The 15,077-nt window shown below is 69.2% G+C and carries 19 protein-coding genes; 9 read left to right on the forward strand and 10 right to left on the reverse strand.

The genetic code is table 11. From position 1 onward, the window contains the following. Nucleotides 1-4: 4 nt before the first annotated feature. On the reverse strand, nt 5-448 hold the full coding sequence (locus tag AC07VM_RS10450; protein ID WP_494911078.1) for a GtrA family protein: 444 nt from the start codon (nt 446-448) through the stop codon (nt 5-7). A 54-nt stretch (nt 449-502) separates the two neighbouring features. On the opposite strand from AC07VM_RS10450, the gene AC07VM_RS10455 reads away from it, so the two are divergent. Then, nucleotides 503-1,288 carry a glycosyltransferase family 2 protein gene (locus AC07VM_RS10455; RefSeq protein WP_494911079.1) on the forward strand — a complete coding sequence of 262 codons (786 nt, stop codon included), beginning with the start codon at nt 503-505 and terminating at the stop codon, nt 1,286-1,288. Beyond that, on the forward strand, nt 1,285-2,730 hold the full coding sequence (locus AC07VM_RS10460) for a glycosyltransferase family protein (RefSeq protein ID WP_494911080.1): 1,446 nt from the start codon (nt 1,285-1,287) through the stop codon (nt 2,728-2,730). Before AC07VM_RS10455 ends, AC07VM_RS10460 begins: the two co-directional genes overlap by 4 nt. An 86-nt stretch (nt 2,731-2,816) precedes the next feature. Here AC07VM_RS10460 and glmM read toward each other — a convergent pair whose 3' ends face one another. From glmM to AC07VM_RS10480, 4 genes are all read right to left on the reverse strand, one after another. Continuing rightward, nucleotides 2,817-4,175, reverse strand: coding sequence for a phosphoglucosamine mutase (gene glmM, locus AC07VM_RS10465; protein ID WP_494911081.1), 1,359 nt, complete (start codon nt 4,173-4,175; stop codon nt 2,817-2,819). 14 nt (nt 4,176-4,189) lie between these two features. Beyond that, nucleotides 4,190-4,675, reverse strand: coding sequence for a 30S ribosomal protein S9 (gene rpsI / locus AC07VM_RS10470; RefSeq protein WP_017828210.1), 486 nt, complete (start codon nt 4,673-4,675; stop codon nt 4,190-4,192). Between the two features lie 26 nt (nt 4,676-4,701). Next, nucleotides 4,702-5,148, reverse strand: a complete 447-nt coding sequence (gene rplM, locus AC07VM_RS10475; RefSeq protein ID WP_102194388.1) for a 50S ribosomal protein L13 — start codon at nt 5,146-5,148, stop codon at nt 4,702-4,704. A gap of 205 nt (nt 5,149-5,353) precedes the next feature. Next, nucleotides 5,354-6,022, reverse strand: a complete 669-nt coding sequence (locus tag AC07VM_RS10480; RefSeq protein ID WP_494911082.1) for an endonuclease/exonuclease/phosphatase family protein — start codon at nt 6,020-6,022, stop codon at nt 5,354-5,356. 216 nt (nt 6,023-6,238) lie between these two features. Between AC07VM_RS10480 and AC07VM_RS10485 the strand changes: the two genes are divergently transcribed. The 6 genes from AC07VM_RS10485 to AC07VM_RS10510 all read left to right on the forward strand — a co-directional run bounded on the left by AC07VM_RS10485 (nt 6,239) and on the right by AC07VM_RS10510 (nt 9,828). After that, nucleotides 6,239-6,526 (forward strand): WXG100 family type VII secretion target, encoded by a 288-nt coding sequence (locus AC07VM_RS10485; protein ID WP_028501988.1) that lies wholly within the window; start codon nt 6,239-6,241, stop codon nt 6,524-6,526. 66 nt (nt 6,527-6,592) lie between these two features. Then, nucleotides 6,593-6,892 carry a hypothetical protein gene (locus AC07VM_RS10490; protein ID WP_267417514.1) on the forward strand — a complete coding sequence of 100 codons (300 nt, stop codon included), beginning with the start codon at nt 6,593-6,595 and terminating at the stop codon, nt 6,890-6,892. After that, on the forward strand, nt 6,889-8,016 hold the full coding sequence (locus AC07VM_RS10495; RefSeq protein WP_494911084.1) for a hypothetical protein: 1,128 nt from the start codon (nt 6,889-6,891) through the stop codon (nt 8,014-8,016). Before AC07VM_RS10490 ends, AC07VM_RS10495 begins: the two co-directional genes overlap by 4 nt. Then, nucleotides 8,013-8,648: a hypothetical protein gene (locus AC07VM_RS10500; protein WP_494911085.1), complete on the forward strand. Its 636-nt coding sequence runs from the start codon at nt 8,013-8,015 to the stop codon at nt 8,646-8,648. Before AC07VM_RS10495 ends, AC07VM_RS10500 begins: the two co-directional genes overlap by 4 nt. A 9-nt stretch (nt 8,649-8,657) precedes the next feature. Then, nucleotides 8,658-9,323, forward strand: coding sequence for a hypothetical protein (locus AC07VM_RS10505; protein ID WP_494911086.1), 666 nt, complete (start codon nt 8,658-8,660; stop codon nt 9,321-9,323). A 217-nt stretch (nt 9,324-9,540) separates the two neighbouring features. Beyond that, complete coding sequence (locus tag AC07VM_RS10510) at nt 9,541-9,828, forward strand: WXG100 family type VII secretion target (protein WP_028501988.1); 288 nt, start codon at nt 9,541-9,543, stop codon at nt 9,826-9,828. Between the two features lie 63 nt (nt 9,829-9,891). Here AC07VM_RS10510 and AC07VM_RS10515 read toward each other — a convergent pair whose 3' ends face one another. The 5 genes from AC07VM_RS10515 to AC07VM_RS10535 form a co-directional block, all read right to left on the reverse strand. After that, nucleotides 9,892-10,767, reverse strand: coding sequence for a hypothetical protein (locus AC07VM_RS10515; RefSeq protein ID WP_494911088.1), 876 nt, complete (start codon nt 10,765-10,767; stop codon nt 9,892-9,894). Continuing rightward, nucleotides 10,760-11,614, reverse strand: coding sequence for a tRNA pseudouridine(38-40) synthase TruA (gene truA / locus AC07VM_RS10520; protein WP_494911090.1), 855 nt, complete (start codon nt 11,612-11,614; stop codon nt 10,760-10,762). Before truA ends, AC07VM_RS10515 begins: the two co-directional genes overlap by 8 nt. Before the next feature lie 43 nt (nt 11,615-11,657). Further along, the gene (rraA, locus tag AC07VM_RS10525) at nt 11,658-12,125 is read right to left on the reverse strand and encodes a ribonuclease E activity regulator RraA (RefSeq protein WP_267417504.1); all 468 of its coding nucleotides are present in this window, start codon (nt 12,123-12,125) and stop codon (nt 11,658-11,660) included. 2 nt (nt 12,126-12,127) lie between these two features. Beyond that, nucleotides 12,128-13,666, reverse strand: coding sequence for an APC family permease (locus AC07VM_RS10530; RefSeq protein ID WP_267417503.1), 1,539 nt, complete (start codon nt 13,664-13,666; stop codon nt 12,128-12,130). A 100-nt stretch (nt 13,667-13,766) separates the two neighbouring features. Next, the gene (locus AC07VM_RS10535; protein ID WP_494911092.1) at nt 13,767-14,132 is read right to left on the reverse strand and encodes a winged helix-turn-helix transcriptional regulator; all 366 of its coding nucleotides are present in this window, start codon (nt 14,130-14,132) and stop codon (nt 13,767-13,769) included. A gap of 93 nt (nt 14,133-14,225) precedes the next feature. On the opposite strand from AC07VM_RS10535, the gene AC07VM_RS10540 reads away from it, so the two are divergent. Beyond that, nucleotides 14,226-15,071 (forward strand): SDR family oxidoreductase, encoded by an 846-nt coding sequence (locus tag AC07VM_RS10540; protein WP_267417501.1) that lies wholly within the window; start codon nt 14,226-14,228, stop codon nt 15,069-15,071. Nucleotides 15,072-15,077: the final 6 nt, after the last annotated feature.

The following is a 15,077-nucleotide window of genomic DNA, read 5'->3' on the forward strand; positions in this document are numbered from 1 at the left end:
CCCGCTACTTGGTGGGCGACACCCGGAAGACGATGCCGTGATAGAGCACGAATCGCAGCAGCACGACGATCACGATGCTCGTCAGGTTGACGATGTTGACGGCGACCGCGCCCGGCTGCCGGTCGAGCATGACGGTCACGATCTCGACGCCGACCCAGACGAGAGCCGCGCCGATCGCGGTGCAGACGGCGTTCGTCACGAGGAACAGCACCATCTCGGACACGCGTCCGCGACGGTCACGGTGACGGAAGGTCCACTCCCGGTTCCCGATGTAGGCGTTCACGAGCGCGACCAGCGAGGCGACGATCTTGGCCGCGACGACGTCCCATCCCCACACGTAGACCAGAAGGTTGAAGACCCCGACCTCGATGAGGGTGCTCAGGGCGCCGACGACGAGGAAGCGGCTGCCCACGCCGGCGAGGCGGCGCAGTCGAGAGGGAGGGTTCATGGCTCAACTAGGCTACTTGCTGATCTCCCCGCGCCCCGCCACCTCAAGGACCCCGTGACTCTCCGCCACCTCGCCGTCGTGATGCCCGCCTTCAACGAGGTCGAGGGCATCCGCGGCTTCATCGACGAGGTCCGGGACCAGGTGTCTCCGCTGGCCGACCGCGTCAGCTTCCACATCGCCGACGATCGCTCGACGGATGCCACGGCCACGGTGTTCGACGACGTGTCGGATGTGACCGTCGAGGTGCAGCCGCTCAACCGCGGCCATGGTCCGACGGCTCTCGCGGCCTACCGCGCGGGCCTCGCCGTCGACCCCGAGGTGCTCGTCCACGTCGACGGCGACGGCCAGTTCCACGGCAGCGACTTCCCGCGTCTGATCGCCGCGCTCCTGCAGGCGGACGCCGACGTCGTGCACGGCGTGCGCGACGGTCGCACCGACCCCTGGTACCGCAAGGTGCTCACGGGCGCGGTCGGTCTGCTCATCGCGGTCGCTGCGGGGCGCCGCATCCCCGACGTGAACACTCCTCTGCGTGCCTACCGTCCCGCAGCGCTGCGCGTGCTCGTCGACGCGACCCCGGCCGATGCGTCGGTGCCGCACGTGCACTTCTCCCTCGCCGAGGCGCGGGCCGGCTTCACGGTCCGCTACCTGCGCGTCGCCAGCATCCCGCGACGAGGCGAGTCGAGCACGGGCACGATGTGGGGACGCGGCAACGCCGTGACACTGCCCCCGAAGCGTCTGCGCCGGTTCGTGCGCGTCGCCCTGGTCGAGGCCTGGACGCTCTCCCTGCGGCCCGCCGCACCGCTGCGCAACATCCGCCGACCGGAGCCCGCCACGCGATGACACGCACCCGCACGATCCTGTTCTGGGCGGCCGCGGCGGCCCTGCTGATCGGGCACGTCATCGTCGCGTGGCACAGCCTCGTGGTGTGGCGCTTCTGGGAGGACGAGGCGTTCAACCTCACCGTCCCGCGCAACCTCCTCGCCGGGCTCGGATACTCCAGTGACGGCGCGCTCTCCGGCTCGACCATCACGCCCTTCGACCCGCGCATCTCCACCGGCCCGGTCGTGCTCCTGCCGGTCGCCGCGCTGCTCGCCACCGGCATGGACCCGGTGCTGGCTGCCCGGCTCGTCCCCTTGGCCTTCTGGGTCGCGCTGCTCGCCGGACTCGCGGTGCTCGGTCGACGCATCGGCGGACGCTGGGCCGCGCTCCTCGCGGTCGCCGTCCCGCTCGCGTTCACCGCCGACGCCGGGGTGTCCCCCATCCAGGGTCCCGCCGACCTGCTGGGTGAGATCCCCGCGGCCGCGCTCATCGTGTGGGCGCTCATCCTCCTCCCCCGTCGCGCATGGCTGGCCGGGCTCCTCGTCGGGTTCGCGATCCAGGCGAAGCTCATCGCGGCCCTCGCCCTGCCGGCGTTCGCCATCGCTCTCTGGGTGCTCTCCGACGGCAGCGGCTGGGCACGCGTGCGCGACACCCTCCGCCGGTCCTGGCTCCCCCTCCTGCTGGTCGCCGTTCCGACGCTGCTCCTCGAGCTGGGCGCGCTGCTGTCGCTCGGGCTCTCCTATGTGCAGCACCTGCGCGACCTCGCACGCTTCGTCCTCAGCGGCGGTCAGGGCGACGCCGCGACCACGGTGCTGCAGAAGCTCGGCACCCTGGCCGACTCGTGGTCGCTGCCCGCTGTCATCGCGGTGATCGGAGCGGTCATCGCCCTCGCTCTCGCGATCACCGGCATCGTGCTCCGCTGGCGTGACGCGAGCGCGGCGGACCGCCTGGTCATCGCCTACGCCCTAGCGGCGCTCGTGGGTGCGCTCACCTTCGTGGGCTGGTGGGCGACCGCCTCCCGCCTGCCGCTGTGGGTGCGGCACCCGGCACCCGGCATCCTGGCGTTCTTCCCCGTCATCGCCGCCGTCGCCCTGTGGGCCGTCGCCGTCCTGCCGCGGCGCAGCGGAGTGCGTGTCATCGGCATCACCGCCGCCTCCGCGCTGGCCGCCGTCATCACCGCCGGTGCCGTGGGCCACGTGGTGTCGACGTACGGGCCCCACACCACGCTGCAGAGTCAGCGTGTCGCCGTCGAGCCGCTCACGGACTGGGTCGTCGAGAACGACGTCGAGTGGCTGGCGGCGGATCCCTGGGGATACGCGGTCGCTCCGATCGTGCTGACCGGTGCGCACCTCGGCCTCTTCGACGCCCCGGCCATGGCCGACGTGCCCCGGCTCACCACCGTGCCGTGCACGACCGAGACGCTCGTCGAAAGCGGCGGATACCGGATCTGCGCGGCCCCCTGACGACTCGTCTCCGGCGTCCGTCCGCAGACAGAGAACCGGCCGGCCGCTGAGATCAGCGACCGGCCGGTTTCGAGTTCCTGCGACCGTCAGAGGGCCAGGCGCTCCTGGACGACCTCCGCGAGACGACCGGCGTAGGCGTGCACCGACTCCGCGTCGGCGGCCTCGACCATGACCCGCACCAGCGGCTCCGTGCCGGACTTGCGCAGCAGCACGCGGCCGCTGTCGCCGAGTTCGGCCTCGACGTCGCGGACGGCCTGCTGCACGACCTCGTCGTCGGATACGCGATCCTTGTCGACGTCGCGGACGTTGATCAGCACCTGCGGATAGACCGTCATCACCGAGGCGAGCTCGGCGATCGTCTTCTTCTGCCGCGCCATCTCGGCCACCAGGTGGAGGCCGGTGAGGATGCCGTCACCCGTGGTGGCGTACTCGCTCATGATGACGTGACCGGACTGCTCACCACCGAGCGCGTAGCCGCCCTCGTTCATGTCCTCGAGCACGTAACGGTCGCCGACGGCGGTCTGCCGCACGGTGATGCCGTGCTCGCGCATCGCGACGTGCAGACCGAGGTTGCTCATCACGGTGGCGACGAGGGTGTCGTCGGTCAGATGACCGCGCTCCTTCATCGACACCGCGAGGATCGCCATGATCTGGTCGCCGTCGATGACCTTGCCCGCGGCGTCGACGGCCAGGCAGCGGTCAGCGTCGCCGTCGTGGGCGATGCCGATGTCGGCGCCCAGACGCACGACGGCCTCGGCGAGGTTGTCGAGGTGGGTGGAGCCCACTCCGTCGTTGATGTTCCAGCCGTCGGGGTCGGCACCGATGACGGTGACCTCGGCGCCCGCGTCGCGGAACGTCTCCGGGGAGACGCCGGATGCCGCGCCGTGCGCGCAGTCGAGGACCACGTGGATGCCGTCGAGACGGTTCGGCAGCGAACCGAGCAGGTGCACCACGTAGCGGTCCTCGGCGTCGGAGAACCGGTCGATGCGGCCGACGCCGGCACCGGTGGGGCGCAGCATGTCGCCATGCAGCGCCTCTTCGATGCGCTGCTCGACCACGTCGGGGAGCTTGCGGCCCCCGCGCGCGAAGATCTTGATCCCGTTGTCGGGTGCGGCGTTGTGCGACGCCGAGATCATCACGCCGAAGTCGGCGTCACGGTCGGCGACGAGGAACGCGAGCGCGGGCGTCGGGATGACCCCCGCCTCGAGCACGTCGACTCCGGAGGAGGCGAGACCAGCGGCGACGGCCGCGGCGATGAAGTGTCCGGAGACCCGAGGGTCCCGGGCGACCACTGCGGTGAGTCGCTTGCCTTCGGCCTTGCGAGCCTCCGCAGTACGGCCCTGGCCCAGGACGACAGCAGTCGCCTGGGCCAGGGTGAGCGCCAGGTCGGCGGTGAGGACGCCATTGGCGAGTCCTCGCACACCGTCCGTGCCAAAGATCGGCATCGGAGCAGTTGACCTTAACGCTTCGAGTACTGAGGCGCCTTACGGGCCTTCTTGAGTCCAGCCTTCTTGCGCTCCTTGACGCGAGCGTCGCGCGAGAGGAAGCCGGCCTTCTTCAGGGTCGGACGGTTGTTCTCCTCGTCGATGCCGTTCAGCGAACGAGCGATGCCGAGGCGCAGTGCACCGGCCTGACCCGAGGGGCCACCACCGGAGATGCGTGCGATGACGTCGTACGCGCCGGCGAGGTTGAGCACCGTGAACGGGTCGTTGATCAGCTGCTGGTGCAGCTTGTTCGGGAAGTAGTCCTCGATCGTGCGGCCGTTGACCGTGATCGTGCCCGAGCCGGGGACGATGCGCACGCGGGCGATGGCCTGCTTGCGACGGCCGACAGCGGCACCCGGGACGCTGAGGACGGGGCGGGGAGCCGCCTCGACCACGTCGGTCTCGGGAGTCGACGTCGAGAAGTTCTGGGGGGTTTCGGTGGTGTCCTGGATGTCAGCCACGAGTATGTCCTTAAGTCTTACGGCGCTTACTGGGCGACCTGGTCGAGGGTGTACGGCTGGGGCTGCTGAGCGGCGTGCGGGTGCTCGGCACCGACGTACACCTTGAGCTTGGACAGCTGCTGGCGGCCGAGGCTGTTCTTGGGGAGCATGCCACGGATGGCCTTCTCCACAGCGCGGACCGGGTTCTTCTCGAGGAGCTCGGCGTAGGTGACCGACTTCAGGCCGCCCGGGTAACCGGAGTGGCGGTAGGCCAGCTTCTTCTGGAGCTTCTGACCGGTGAGCGCGACCTTCTCTGCGTTCACGATGATGACGAAGTCACCCGAGTCGATGTGGTTGGCGAAGGTCGGCTTGTGCTTGCCACGCAGGAGCGTAGCGGCGTGCGAAGCCAGACGGCCGAGAACGACGTCGGTGGCGTCGATGACGACCCAGTCGCGCTGGACTTCGCCAGCCTTGGGGGTGTAAGTGCGCGTCACGATAGTGCTGCTTTCTTGTGTCGAACGGAGGAGTTCGTGAATCCCACTCCGGGGTGGTTCTTCATCTCCAGCTCATCGAGCCGGTCGAGAATCGGAACACGCCAGTGGAGGGCTCACGTTCGGACGATGCCCCTCCTCTGCGGACAGAGAAAGGCACCAAAGGGAGATCATACGCCACCGGGAGCCGTATGCCCAAACCGAAGACTCAGTCGGGCTTGACCGTCACGAGGATCGGACGGTGGTCGCTCGCCCCCTGCGGCAGGGTCGTGATGCGCTCGATCTCGAATCCGGTCGACGTCGCGAAATCGTAGTGCCCGCGGAACACGCGGTAGCGCGTGTAGGTGTGGTCGTCGCTGAGCGAGAGCGCATACCCGTGATCGCGCACGGCCTGACCGAGGTTCTCCTTGAACACCGGGTAGTTGTAGTCGCCGACCATCAGCTGCGGCAGCCCCTCCCCGAGGGTCGCGAGCTCCGTGAGCGCGGCGCGGATCTGGTGGCGTCGCAGCGAGTTCAGCGCGGTCAGCGGTGCGGCGTGGAACGACGCGACGATGAAGTCCTGTCCGTCGTCGATGTCGCGCAGCCGGGCGCCCAGCACGCGCTCGTGGGCCGGCTTCGCGATGCGGTCGTGCAGCGACTTCTTCAGTCCGAGCGCACGGAACGCCTGCAGGTGGTAGGTGCTCGACCGGTAGAAGAGCGCGAGCCCCAGACGGTTGCCCTGCGTCGCATCCGCGAGCACGAGATCGCCGATCTCGCGCGGGAGCTCCGGCACGTCGCACTCCTGCAGGCACAGGATGTCGGGGTCGTGTTCGCGCACCAGGGCCGCGAGTTCGCCGGCCGCCCGGTGCTTCTGGAGGTTGTACGAGATGACCTTCATGATCGTCCCCACGCTACTCCCGGCCGCTGTGCGTGGGCTTCGCGCGGCCCGTCGACGGCGTGTCCTGGGCACATTCGCGACGCCGACACCGCACCCGTCATCGGTCGACGCTCGATGGGGAGTTGTCCCCATCGACGGTGTGGGGTGGGGTTCCGTAGTGTGGGGTGTATTCGGGCCGGAGGGGTCCGGTTCTCTCGATTTCCGGAGGTGTGGACGATGGCCGATTTCGGTGCGTCTTATGCAGAGATGGAGCAGGTGGCGTCGTCGCTGTCGCAGGCTCGTGATGACATTCAGGGTCAGCTGGACACGCTGAAGGGTCAGGTGGACACCCTGCTGGGTGAGGACTTCAAGACGCAGCACGCGTCGGGGAAGTTCGGTGAGGGGTACACGGAGCTGACGACGGGTCTGAAGACCGCTGTCGACGGCATCAACGACATGTCCGAGTCGCTGCTCGGCATGATGCGCGCGATCCAGGACCTGGACCAGCAGCTCGCCGGCAGCTGACACGCAGTATCGAGAGGGACGACGGCCGAGAGCCGTCGTCCCTCTCGACCCGACTGAGGGGGAACCATGCCTGATGTGAGTATCGACTACGCCGCCATGGAGGCGAGCCGGACCGCGTACGCGAACATGCGCTCGTCTCTGGACGCGGCGACGAGCGGACTCGGTTCCGTCTCCGGTGCCGCGGTGCCGCAGGAGGAGCTGCGTCGGCGTCTCGACGATCTGCACGACTCCTGGGGCGGCGGTCTCGACAAGCTCGGGCGTTACGCGGAAGACGCCGGCAAGGGGCTGCAGGGCATCCTCGAGGCGTTCCGCGGACTCGACTCCGAGCTCGCCGCGAGCATGGAACCGGAAGGGGGAGCATCGTGAGCGCCTTCCCCGCTCTGGGTTTCGACCCCGCACCCGGCGACGTCGGGCAGCTCGAGGTGTTCGTCACCGGGCTCTCGTCCGGCTGTGACAGCGTCGAAGACGCGCTGGCGATGCTCAACGGCGACGATGACGCCGCCTGGACCGGTGAGGCGGCCGTCGCCTTCCGCTCGGCGATGAGCGAGGACTTCCGCCCCCACCTGATCGACACGGGATCGGCGCTGCGCACCTCCCGGGACGCCCTCGGCACCTGGGCCACTCAGCTCTCCGGCTACCAGACGCGGGCGCGCGCCCTCGAGGAGCAGGCGGCCGCCGCCGCCGCGACGGTCAACAGCAAGGCCACCGCGAAGTCGAAGGCCGCTGATGCGGCCGACGCCGACGACGCCGACCCGGATGCGCTCTCGGCGGCGACGACCGCGCTCGCGACCGCACAGGGCGACCTCGACGACGTCATCGCCGCGGCCCACCGGCTCAAGAGCGAGGTCGACTCGGATGCGGCCGTCGCCGCGGAGCAGCTGGTCGGCGCGAGCGAGACGCTCAGCGCCTACAAGGGCAACGCATTCTCCAACTTCCTCGAAGGAGCGGGCAACTGGCTGGCGGACGCCGGCGAGTGGCTCATGGACAACGTCGTGCCGATCCTGGAGGACATCCTCCGGGCGGCGCTCCCGATCATCGCGATCCTCTCGATCTTCTTCCCCGTCCTCGGCACGGTCGCTCTGATCATGTCGATCGCCCTCGTCGCCATCGACGGCCTCCAGGCCCTCACCGGCCGGGGGTCCTGGACGGACTTCGCGGTCGGTGCGCTCGGACTGCTCGCGGGTGGCGCGCTCGGTGCCGCCGCGAAGTCGCTGATCGGCCCGGGTGGTGCGGTGCTGATCCCCTCGATCCAGCGCATGACGCCGGCACTCGCCGGTGGTGGCACCGCCGCGGGAACGCTGGCCGTCACTCTCAACATCAACATGAGCAACATGGTGGCGAACACCTACTGGATGATGTCGTCCGCGAAGGATGCGCACGACAACGGTCAGAGCTTCGTCGAGAGCCTCGGCGGTCCCTGGCAGAACCTCGCCGAGCGGGCCTCGAACACGATCCGCGGCGAAGGCCCGAAGACGGACGACGAGCTGTGACCGCCGCATCGCAGACCCGGCATCGGGTGTGGCAGCGGATGCCGCAGGGCTGGATCGAGTTCCGCGCCCTCGGCGACCGGTCGCCGGACGAGTGGATCGAACGCTATCTGGAGAGCGGCGAGGGCTGGCTCCCCGACGAGGCGCGCACGGCGATCACCGAGGGATTCCACGCCGGGGTGCGCACGTTCTCCGACGTCCCGTTCGACTTCGCCGGGGTCTCGATCGTCCTCGGCGAACGGCCGGCCGTGTCGTTCCTCTGCACGCACGTCGTGGCCACGACAGCCGACGAGGTGGCGGACTCCGTGGCACTGCATCGGCTCCTCCCGCTGGGACGGTTCGGCGAGGACAGCACCGCCGAGACGTTCACCTCGCCGGACGGTCGGGTCGGCACGGTCTCGAGCGGGGCCCTGTCGCAGGGCGGCGTCGATGCGGTGATGACCGTCGGCGAGATCCGGCTCCCCGACGATGCCGGCACGGTGCTCATCATGGGGATGTGCTCGGATGCCGAACAGCGTCAGGAGCTCGCGGTGCTGACTGCCTTCGCGCTCTCGATGACGCAGTACCTGCCCGAGGGCGTCGAACCGCAGCTCCCCGAGGGCGCACGGTTCGAGGCGCCCCTGGACGGCGAATAACCTGAGTCCATGGCATTTGCGCTGATCCGACCCGAGTCGCGTCCCTTCATCGATGCGGCCCGCACGCCGGACGCCCGGCCCCTGGACGCGGATCGCGCCGCCGCCGCGCTGCGCTCCGACTTCGAGCGCTGGTCGCGATGGGGCCTCGGCCTGCTCGGCTTCGTGCTGGCGATCGGCGGCGCCTTCGTCGTGGCGGGAATGATCGAAGCCGTGCGGATGCTCGGGGGGTCGCCGGCTGCGGTCGATCTGGTGGTGATCGTGATCGCGGCGATCGTCGGGCTCGCCGGCGCTGGTCTCCTGGTCGCGCTGTGGTGGAGCGGGCGACGGCTCCTGTCCGCCGCGTCGTGGTGGCTCCGGGTGCCGTACACGACAGGAGGCCGGCAGCGTCGCGCGGGCGGGTGGCTCGGGGCGCGCACGGTGAATTTCGAGCCGCGGGTCTTCGTGCGCCTCGTCTCCGCCGCCCTCGCGCTGCTGATCGCCGTCGGCGGCATCGCGCTGTTCGTCCGCGATCTGAACGAGCAGGTCACCTCGATGACGGCGGCGTCGGCCGTCGTCGGCCTGATCGCCCTGGTGGCCGGGATCGGCCAGATCGGCGGCGTGATGCATCTCGTCTCCGGTCTTTCCGAGGCCGACCCGCTGTGGGTGCGGATCCGTTCGGCCTTCGTCCGGCGCTGACACGGACGCTCGATTCCTGGCGCAGCGGAAGAACAGCTCCTGGCGCAGCGGAAGAACAGCCGCGGGAAGCTCTGACCGATCGGGCGGAGCTCTCGCGAGGGCCGCTCTCCACTCGATGGGGAGTTGTCCCCATCGACGGTGTGGGGTGGGGTTCCGTAGTGTGGGGTGTATTCGGGCCGGAGGGGTCCGGTTCTCTCGATTTCCGGAGGTGTGGACGATGGCCGATTTCGGTGCGTCTTATGCAGAGATGGAGCAGGTGGCGTCGTCGCTGTCGCAGGCTCGTGATGACATTCAGGGTCAGCTGGACACGCTGAAGGGTCAGGTGGACACCCTGCTGGGTGAGGACTTCAAGACGCAGCACGCGTCGGGGAAGTTCGGTGAGGGCTACACGGAGCTGACGACGGGTCTGAAGACCGCTGTCGACGGCATCAACGACATGTCCGAGTCGCTGCTCGGCATGATGCGCGCGATCCAGGACCTGGACCAGCAGCTCGCCGGCAGCTGACACGCCGCACGCTTTCACGAAGAGGGTCGACCATCACGGTCGGCCCTCTTCGTCGTCGCGGGGTCATCGACCGGACGGCGGCCAGAGCCCCTGCTCGGTCAGCGGCAGCCACCGATTCGTGTTGTCGCGGATGATGTACTCGCCGGGGAGAGCCGTCGGATCGGCGTCTTCCGCCTTCCCGCCCTCCTCCCGGAAGGCCGCGATCGCGAGCGAGCGCGTGCGCCGCATCGTGTCGAGGTCATCACGTCCTGCCAGCGCGCTCTCGAGCTCTGCCCGCATGCGTCGCCGCTCGGCATCGACGTCACGGGTCACTTCGATGCGCGCCCGACGCTCCGCGTCGTCGATCCGCTCGGTGGCCTCGGGGTCGCGTGCCCGTCCCATCGTGTAGATGATCGCGGCGCACAGGGTGCCGAGGGCGCCGACGATGAAGAGGATGCGGGGTACGCCGTCGGTGAGGACGAAGCCGATCACGACCGACACCAGCAGCACGACGACCGAGATCCGGGACTGGAAGACCGTGGGTCGCGCGACCGGGCGGATCCCCGTGCTGAGCGACAGGACCAGCTGGGCGATGCCGATTCCCGCGGTGAGCACGGCGGCGATGATCTCGCCGCCCGCCGAGCCGAGGCGTATCGCGTTGAGGAATCCGATCGGGATCGCGCCCGCGAACGTGAGGATCAGCACCAGGGTCGGGATGAGGCCGTTCCGGGGGCTCCGCACGCCGTATTCGGCTTTGACGCGTGCGGTGACAGCCGCCTTCGCGCGATCGCTCACCTTCGACGCCTCCGCCCAGAGGCTGCTGCCGAGATCCTTCAGCCCATGGATCCGCAGCACCGTGTCATCGATCCGGGCCGCGCTCGCGTCCCGGGGGGACTGGGCGCCGAGGTCCTGGCGGACGAGGGCGATGGCGTTGAGGTCGTCGGGCGTGCGGTCAGTCACGGTCGCTGGTGCCGTCGCGTCGCGCCCGCGTCTGCTCCGCCCGGGCGGAGAGCAGCTCGTCGGCCGGATACCCGACCTCGGTGAGGATCAGTCCGCGGGCCGCCAGCACCTTGAACTCGCTCGTCCGGGTCAGCGCATCGCGCAGCACCACGAGGTCGTCCACATCGAGGCGTCCCTCCCCCACCGCGACACAGGCGCCGACCAGCGCGCGCACCATGCTGTGGCAGAACGCGTCGGCCTTGACCTCCGCGACGAGCACACCCTCGGCGTCGCGCTCCCAGCGGTAGTCGAGCAGGGTGCGGATCGTCGTCGCCTCGTCACGAGGCTTGCAGTACGCCGCGAAGTCGTGCAGCCCGATGAGGGTTCGGGCGGCGGCATCCATCGCCCGCTCGTCGAGGCGCCCGCGGACGGTGGTCGTGTCGTGGCGACGCAGCGGGTCGAATCCGGTCTGCCCGTCGGCGAGACGGTACCGGTAGCGGCGCCACACCGCGGAGAACCGGGCGTCGAACCCTTCGGGCGCGATCGACGAGCGGGTGACCGTGACGTCGGAGTAGGCCCCGAGCACGCCGCGCATGCGCCCGGCGATGGCCTCGACCGGGTCCTGCGGCGTACGCCCCTGCCGGGCCTCGATGCGCGCCCACTGCCTCTCGTCGAGATCGACGTGTGCGACCTGGCCGCTCGCGTGCACGCCGGCGTCGGTGCGGCCGGCCACCACGAACTGCACGTCGGAGCCGACGATCCGGGCGAGAGCGGCCTCCAGCGTGCCCTGCACCGTGCGGAGCGTCGGCTGCTTCGCCCACCCGCGGAAGTGGGTGCCGTCGTAGGCGATGTCGAGCCGGATGCGCACGGAGCAAGCCTAGGACACCTCGCCGCCGCGCCCCCGGCGACCCTCAGCGCTCGACGAGGATGCCGTCCTCATCGCTGTAGAGACGTGCGCCGGGCCGGAACACCACTCCTCCGAACTCGAGGATCGCGTCGACCTCTCCCGCGCCGAGCTTCACGCTCTTGCGGGGGTTGGTTCCGAGGGCCTTGACGCCGAGGTCGAGCCCGTCGATCGCGACACGGTCGCGGATCGCCCCGTGGATCACGACTCCCGCCCAGCCGTTCGCGACCGCCGAGGCGGCGATCAGGTCGCCCATGAGCGCGCGCTCCAGCGAGCCGCCGCCGTCGACGACGAGCACGGCACCGTCGCCGGGCGTCGCCAGCACCGCCTTCACCAGCGCGTTGTCCTCGAAGCAGCGCACCGTGCGGATCGGACCGTCGAACGCCGACCGCGCCCCGAATGAGCGCAACGGCAGCGACAGCGACTGGATGGCCTCTTCGAGTTCGTCGTACAGGTCGGCCGTGGAGACGGGCATCGTCAGATGCCGCCGTCGATCGACCGGATCGTCACGTTCGGCTCGTCGGGCACCATCACCTCGGTGTCGCGGTTCAGGCTCTCGCCGCGGAAGAACCGCTTCGACCGCGGGAACGCGTACCAGACGAACATCAGCACCAGGCCGAACGCCAGCGAGCCGACGCCGATCACGAACGTGCCGCCGATGCCGAACAGCTCCGTGTAGCCGTAGTCGACGGCCCACATGTCGATCGCGGACTGGATGAAGGCCCAGGTCAGCATGAGCCCGCCCAGCAGCGGGAAGAGTCCCTTGAAGAAGAACTCCCGCGGCGAGGCGGTCAGGTCCTTGCGGAAGTACCAGACGCACGCGAAGCCGGTGATGGCGTAGTAGAACGCGATCGCCAGGCCGAGCGACAGGATCGAGTCCTGGAGGATGTTGTCGCTGATCAGCGTCATGCCGATGTAGTAGACGGAGGCGACGACGCCCATGACGATCGTCGAGAACGACGGCGTCTTGTAGGTGGGGTGCACCTCTTTGAACTTCGCGGGCAGGGCGCGGTAGACGCCCATCGCGAGCGTGCCGCGAGCGGTCGGCAGGATGGTGGTCTGCGTCGACGAGATCGCCGAGATGATCACCGACACCACGAGCACCCAGCCGAACGGGCCGAGCAGGCCGTCCTTGATGGCGAGGAAGAAGTCGTCCGCATTCTTCTCGTTGCCGAGGCCGGTGCCGCTCTCCCCCAGCCCCGCGTACATCATGGCCGCGATGGTCACGGCGACATAGGTGAACAGCAGGATCACGGTGGTCAGCAGCGCGGCGCGGCCCGGGATGCGCTTCGGGTCTTTCGTCTCCTCGTTGAGGGCGAGGCAGGTGTCCCAGCCCCAGTAGATGAAGAGCGCGAGCAGGATGGCCTCGGTGAAGCCCGACCAGTCGGTGAACGCGAACGGGTTCATCCACTCCCAGTCGAAGGGGGTGGGGTTCGGAGCCGTGCCGGCGAAGAACTGCCACAGCGCGGCGACGACGAAGATCGCGAGGGCGAGGTACTGGATCCCGAGGAGGATGTTCTGGATCCGCTCGCCGATCTCGACCCCGCGCCAGCTCACCCAGGTCATGGCGGCGATGAACACGACCGCGACCACGACGACCCGCCAGTCGTCGTTCTCGAGGTCCTGGCCGATCAGCGACCAGAAGTAGACCGAGGCGATCTGCGCGAGGTTGGCGAGCACGACCATGCCGGCGACGGCCACACCCCATCCGCCCATCCAACCGACCCACGGTCCGAACGCCTTCGTCCCCCAGGTGAAGGTCGTGCCGCAGTCGGGCACGGCGTTGTTGAGCTCCCGGTACGCGAAGGCGATCAGGAGCATCGGGACGAACGCGATGATGAACGCGATGGGGGCCTGCGCGCCGACGGCCATGACGACGAAGCCGAGCGTCGCGACCAGCGAGTACACGGGCGCCGTGGAGGCGAGACCGATGACGGTGGATCCCCACAGGCCCAGGGTGCCTGCGGCCAGTCCCTTGCCGTCGGGTCGTTCAAGGTGAATGGGCGTCGTAGCCATGTTCAGAACAGTAGAGCCACAACGGTTATCGCGTCAACGGGTTTCTTCGACCGATTGAATCCGCAGCTTCGGACGGTGACGTTCGACGGAATCCGTCGTTTCAGGCCCTTCCGAGCATGCTGTCGGCATGGTCGGCGACCCACTCCATCAGCGGCAGCATCCGCTCCATCAGATCGCGACCCAGCGGTGTGAGGCTGTACTCCACGTGCGGCGGCACGGTCGGGAGCGATTCCCGGTGCACGAGGCCGTCCTCGGCGAGGGTGCGCAGGGTCGAGGCGAGCATCTTCTCGCTGATGCCGTCAACCCCCCGGCGCAGCTCGCCCCAGCGGTGCGTGCCGTCCGACAGACACGAGAGGACCAGCACGCCCCACTTGCTCATGATGTGGTCGAGCACCACCCGCGTGCCGCAGTTCTGATCGAAGGCGAACGGTACGGATTCCTTTATCTTCGCGAAACTAACCGTCATGTGGGTACCTTACTTCAAAGTGGGTACCTGCGGACTGGAATGCATGAGACCCCTCGGCCGGTTGTCGAGGGTGTCACCTACGAAAGGACCCTCATGACCATTCTCGTCACCGGTGCGACCGGCAACCTCGGCCGCCTGATCATCGCCGCCCTGATCGAGCGCGGCGCCGATCCGCAGTCGATCGTCGCCGGAGCCCGCGACACCGCCAAGGGCGCCGACCTGGGTGTCCCCGTCGTGCACCTCGACTACACGGATCCCGCCTCCGTCGCGGCCGCCGTCGCGGGTGTCGACACCGTCGTCCTCGTCTCGGGATCCGAGGTCGGCCAGCGCGTGGCCCAGCACCGGGCGGTCATCGACGCCTCGAAGGCCGCCGGCGTCTCGAAGCTCGTCTACACCAGCGCCCCGAAGGCGACCACGAGCGACCTCGTCCTCGCCCCCGAGCACAAGGCGACCGAAGAGCTCATCGCCGCGTCCGGGCTGCCGGCGGTGATCCTGCGCAACAACTGGTACACCGAGAACTACGCCGCCGACCTCACCCGCGCCGCCGAGACCGGCGTGCTCGCCGCCGGCACCGGTGACGGCCGCGTCGCCTCGGCCAGTCGCAAGGACTTCGCGGATGCCGCGGCTGTCGTCGCGCTCGAGGACGGACACCTCGGCGAGGTCTACGAGTTGGGCGGCGACGTCGCCTGGACCTACCGCGACCTGGCCGCCGCGTTCTCCGAGATCACCGGACGCGAGGTCTCGTACGTGCCGGTCGCGTTCGACGACCAGGTGGCCGCTCTCGTCGAGGCCGGACTCGATGAGGGGACCGCCGGATTCGTCGCCGCGCTGGACGCCGGCATCAAGGACGGTGCCCTCGCCGACACCGACGGGACCCTGTCGCGCCTGATCGGGCGTCCGACCACCCCGCTCGTCGACGGGCTGCGCGCGGCCGTCTGACCGTCC

This window comes from Microbacterium sp. GW821-FHT01D02, from assembly GCF_059422585.1.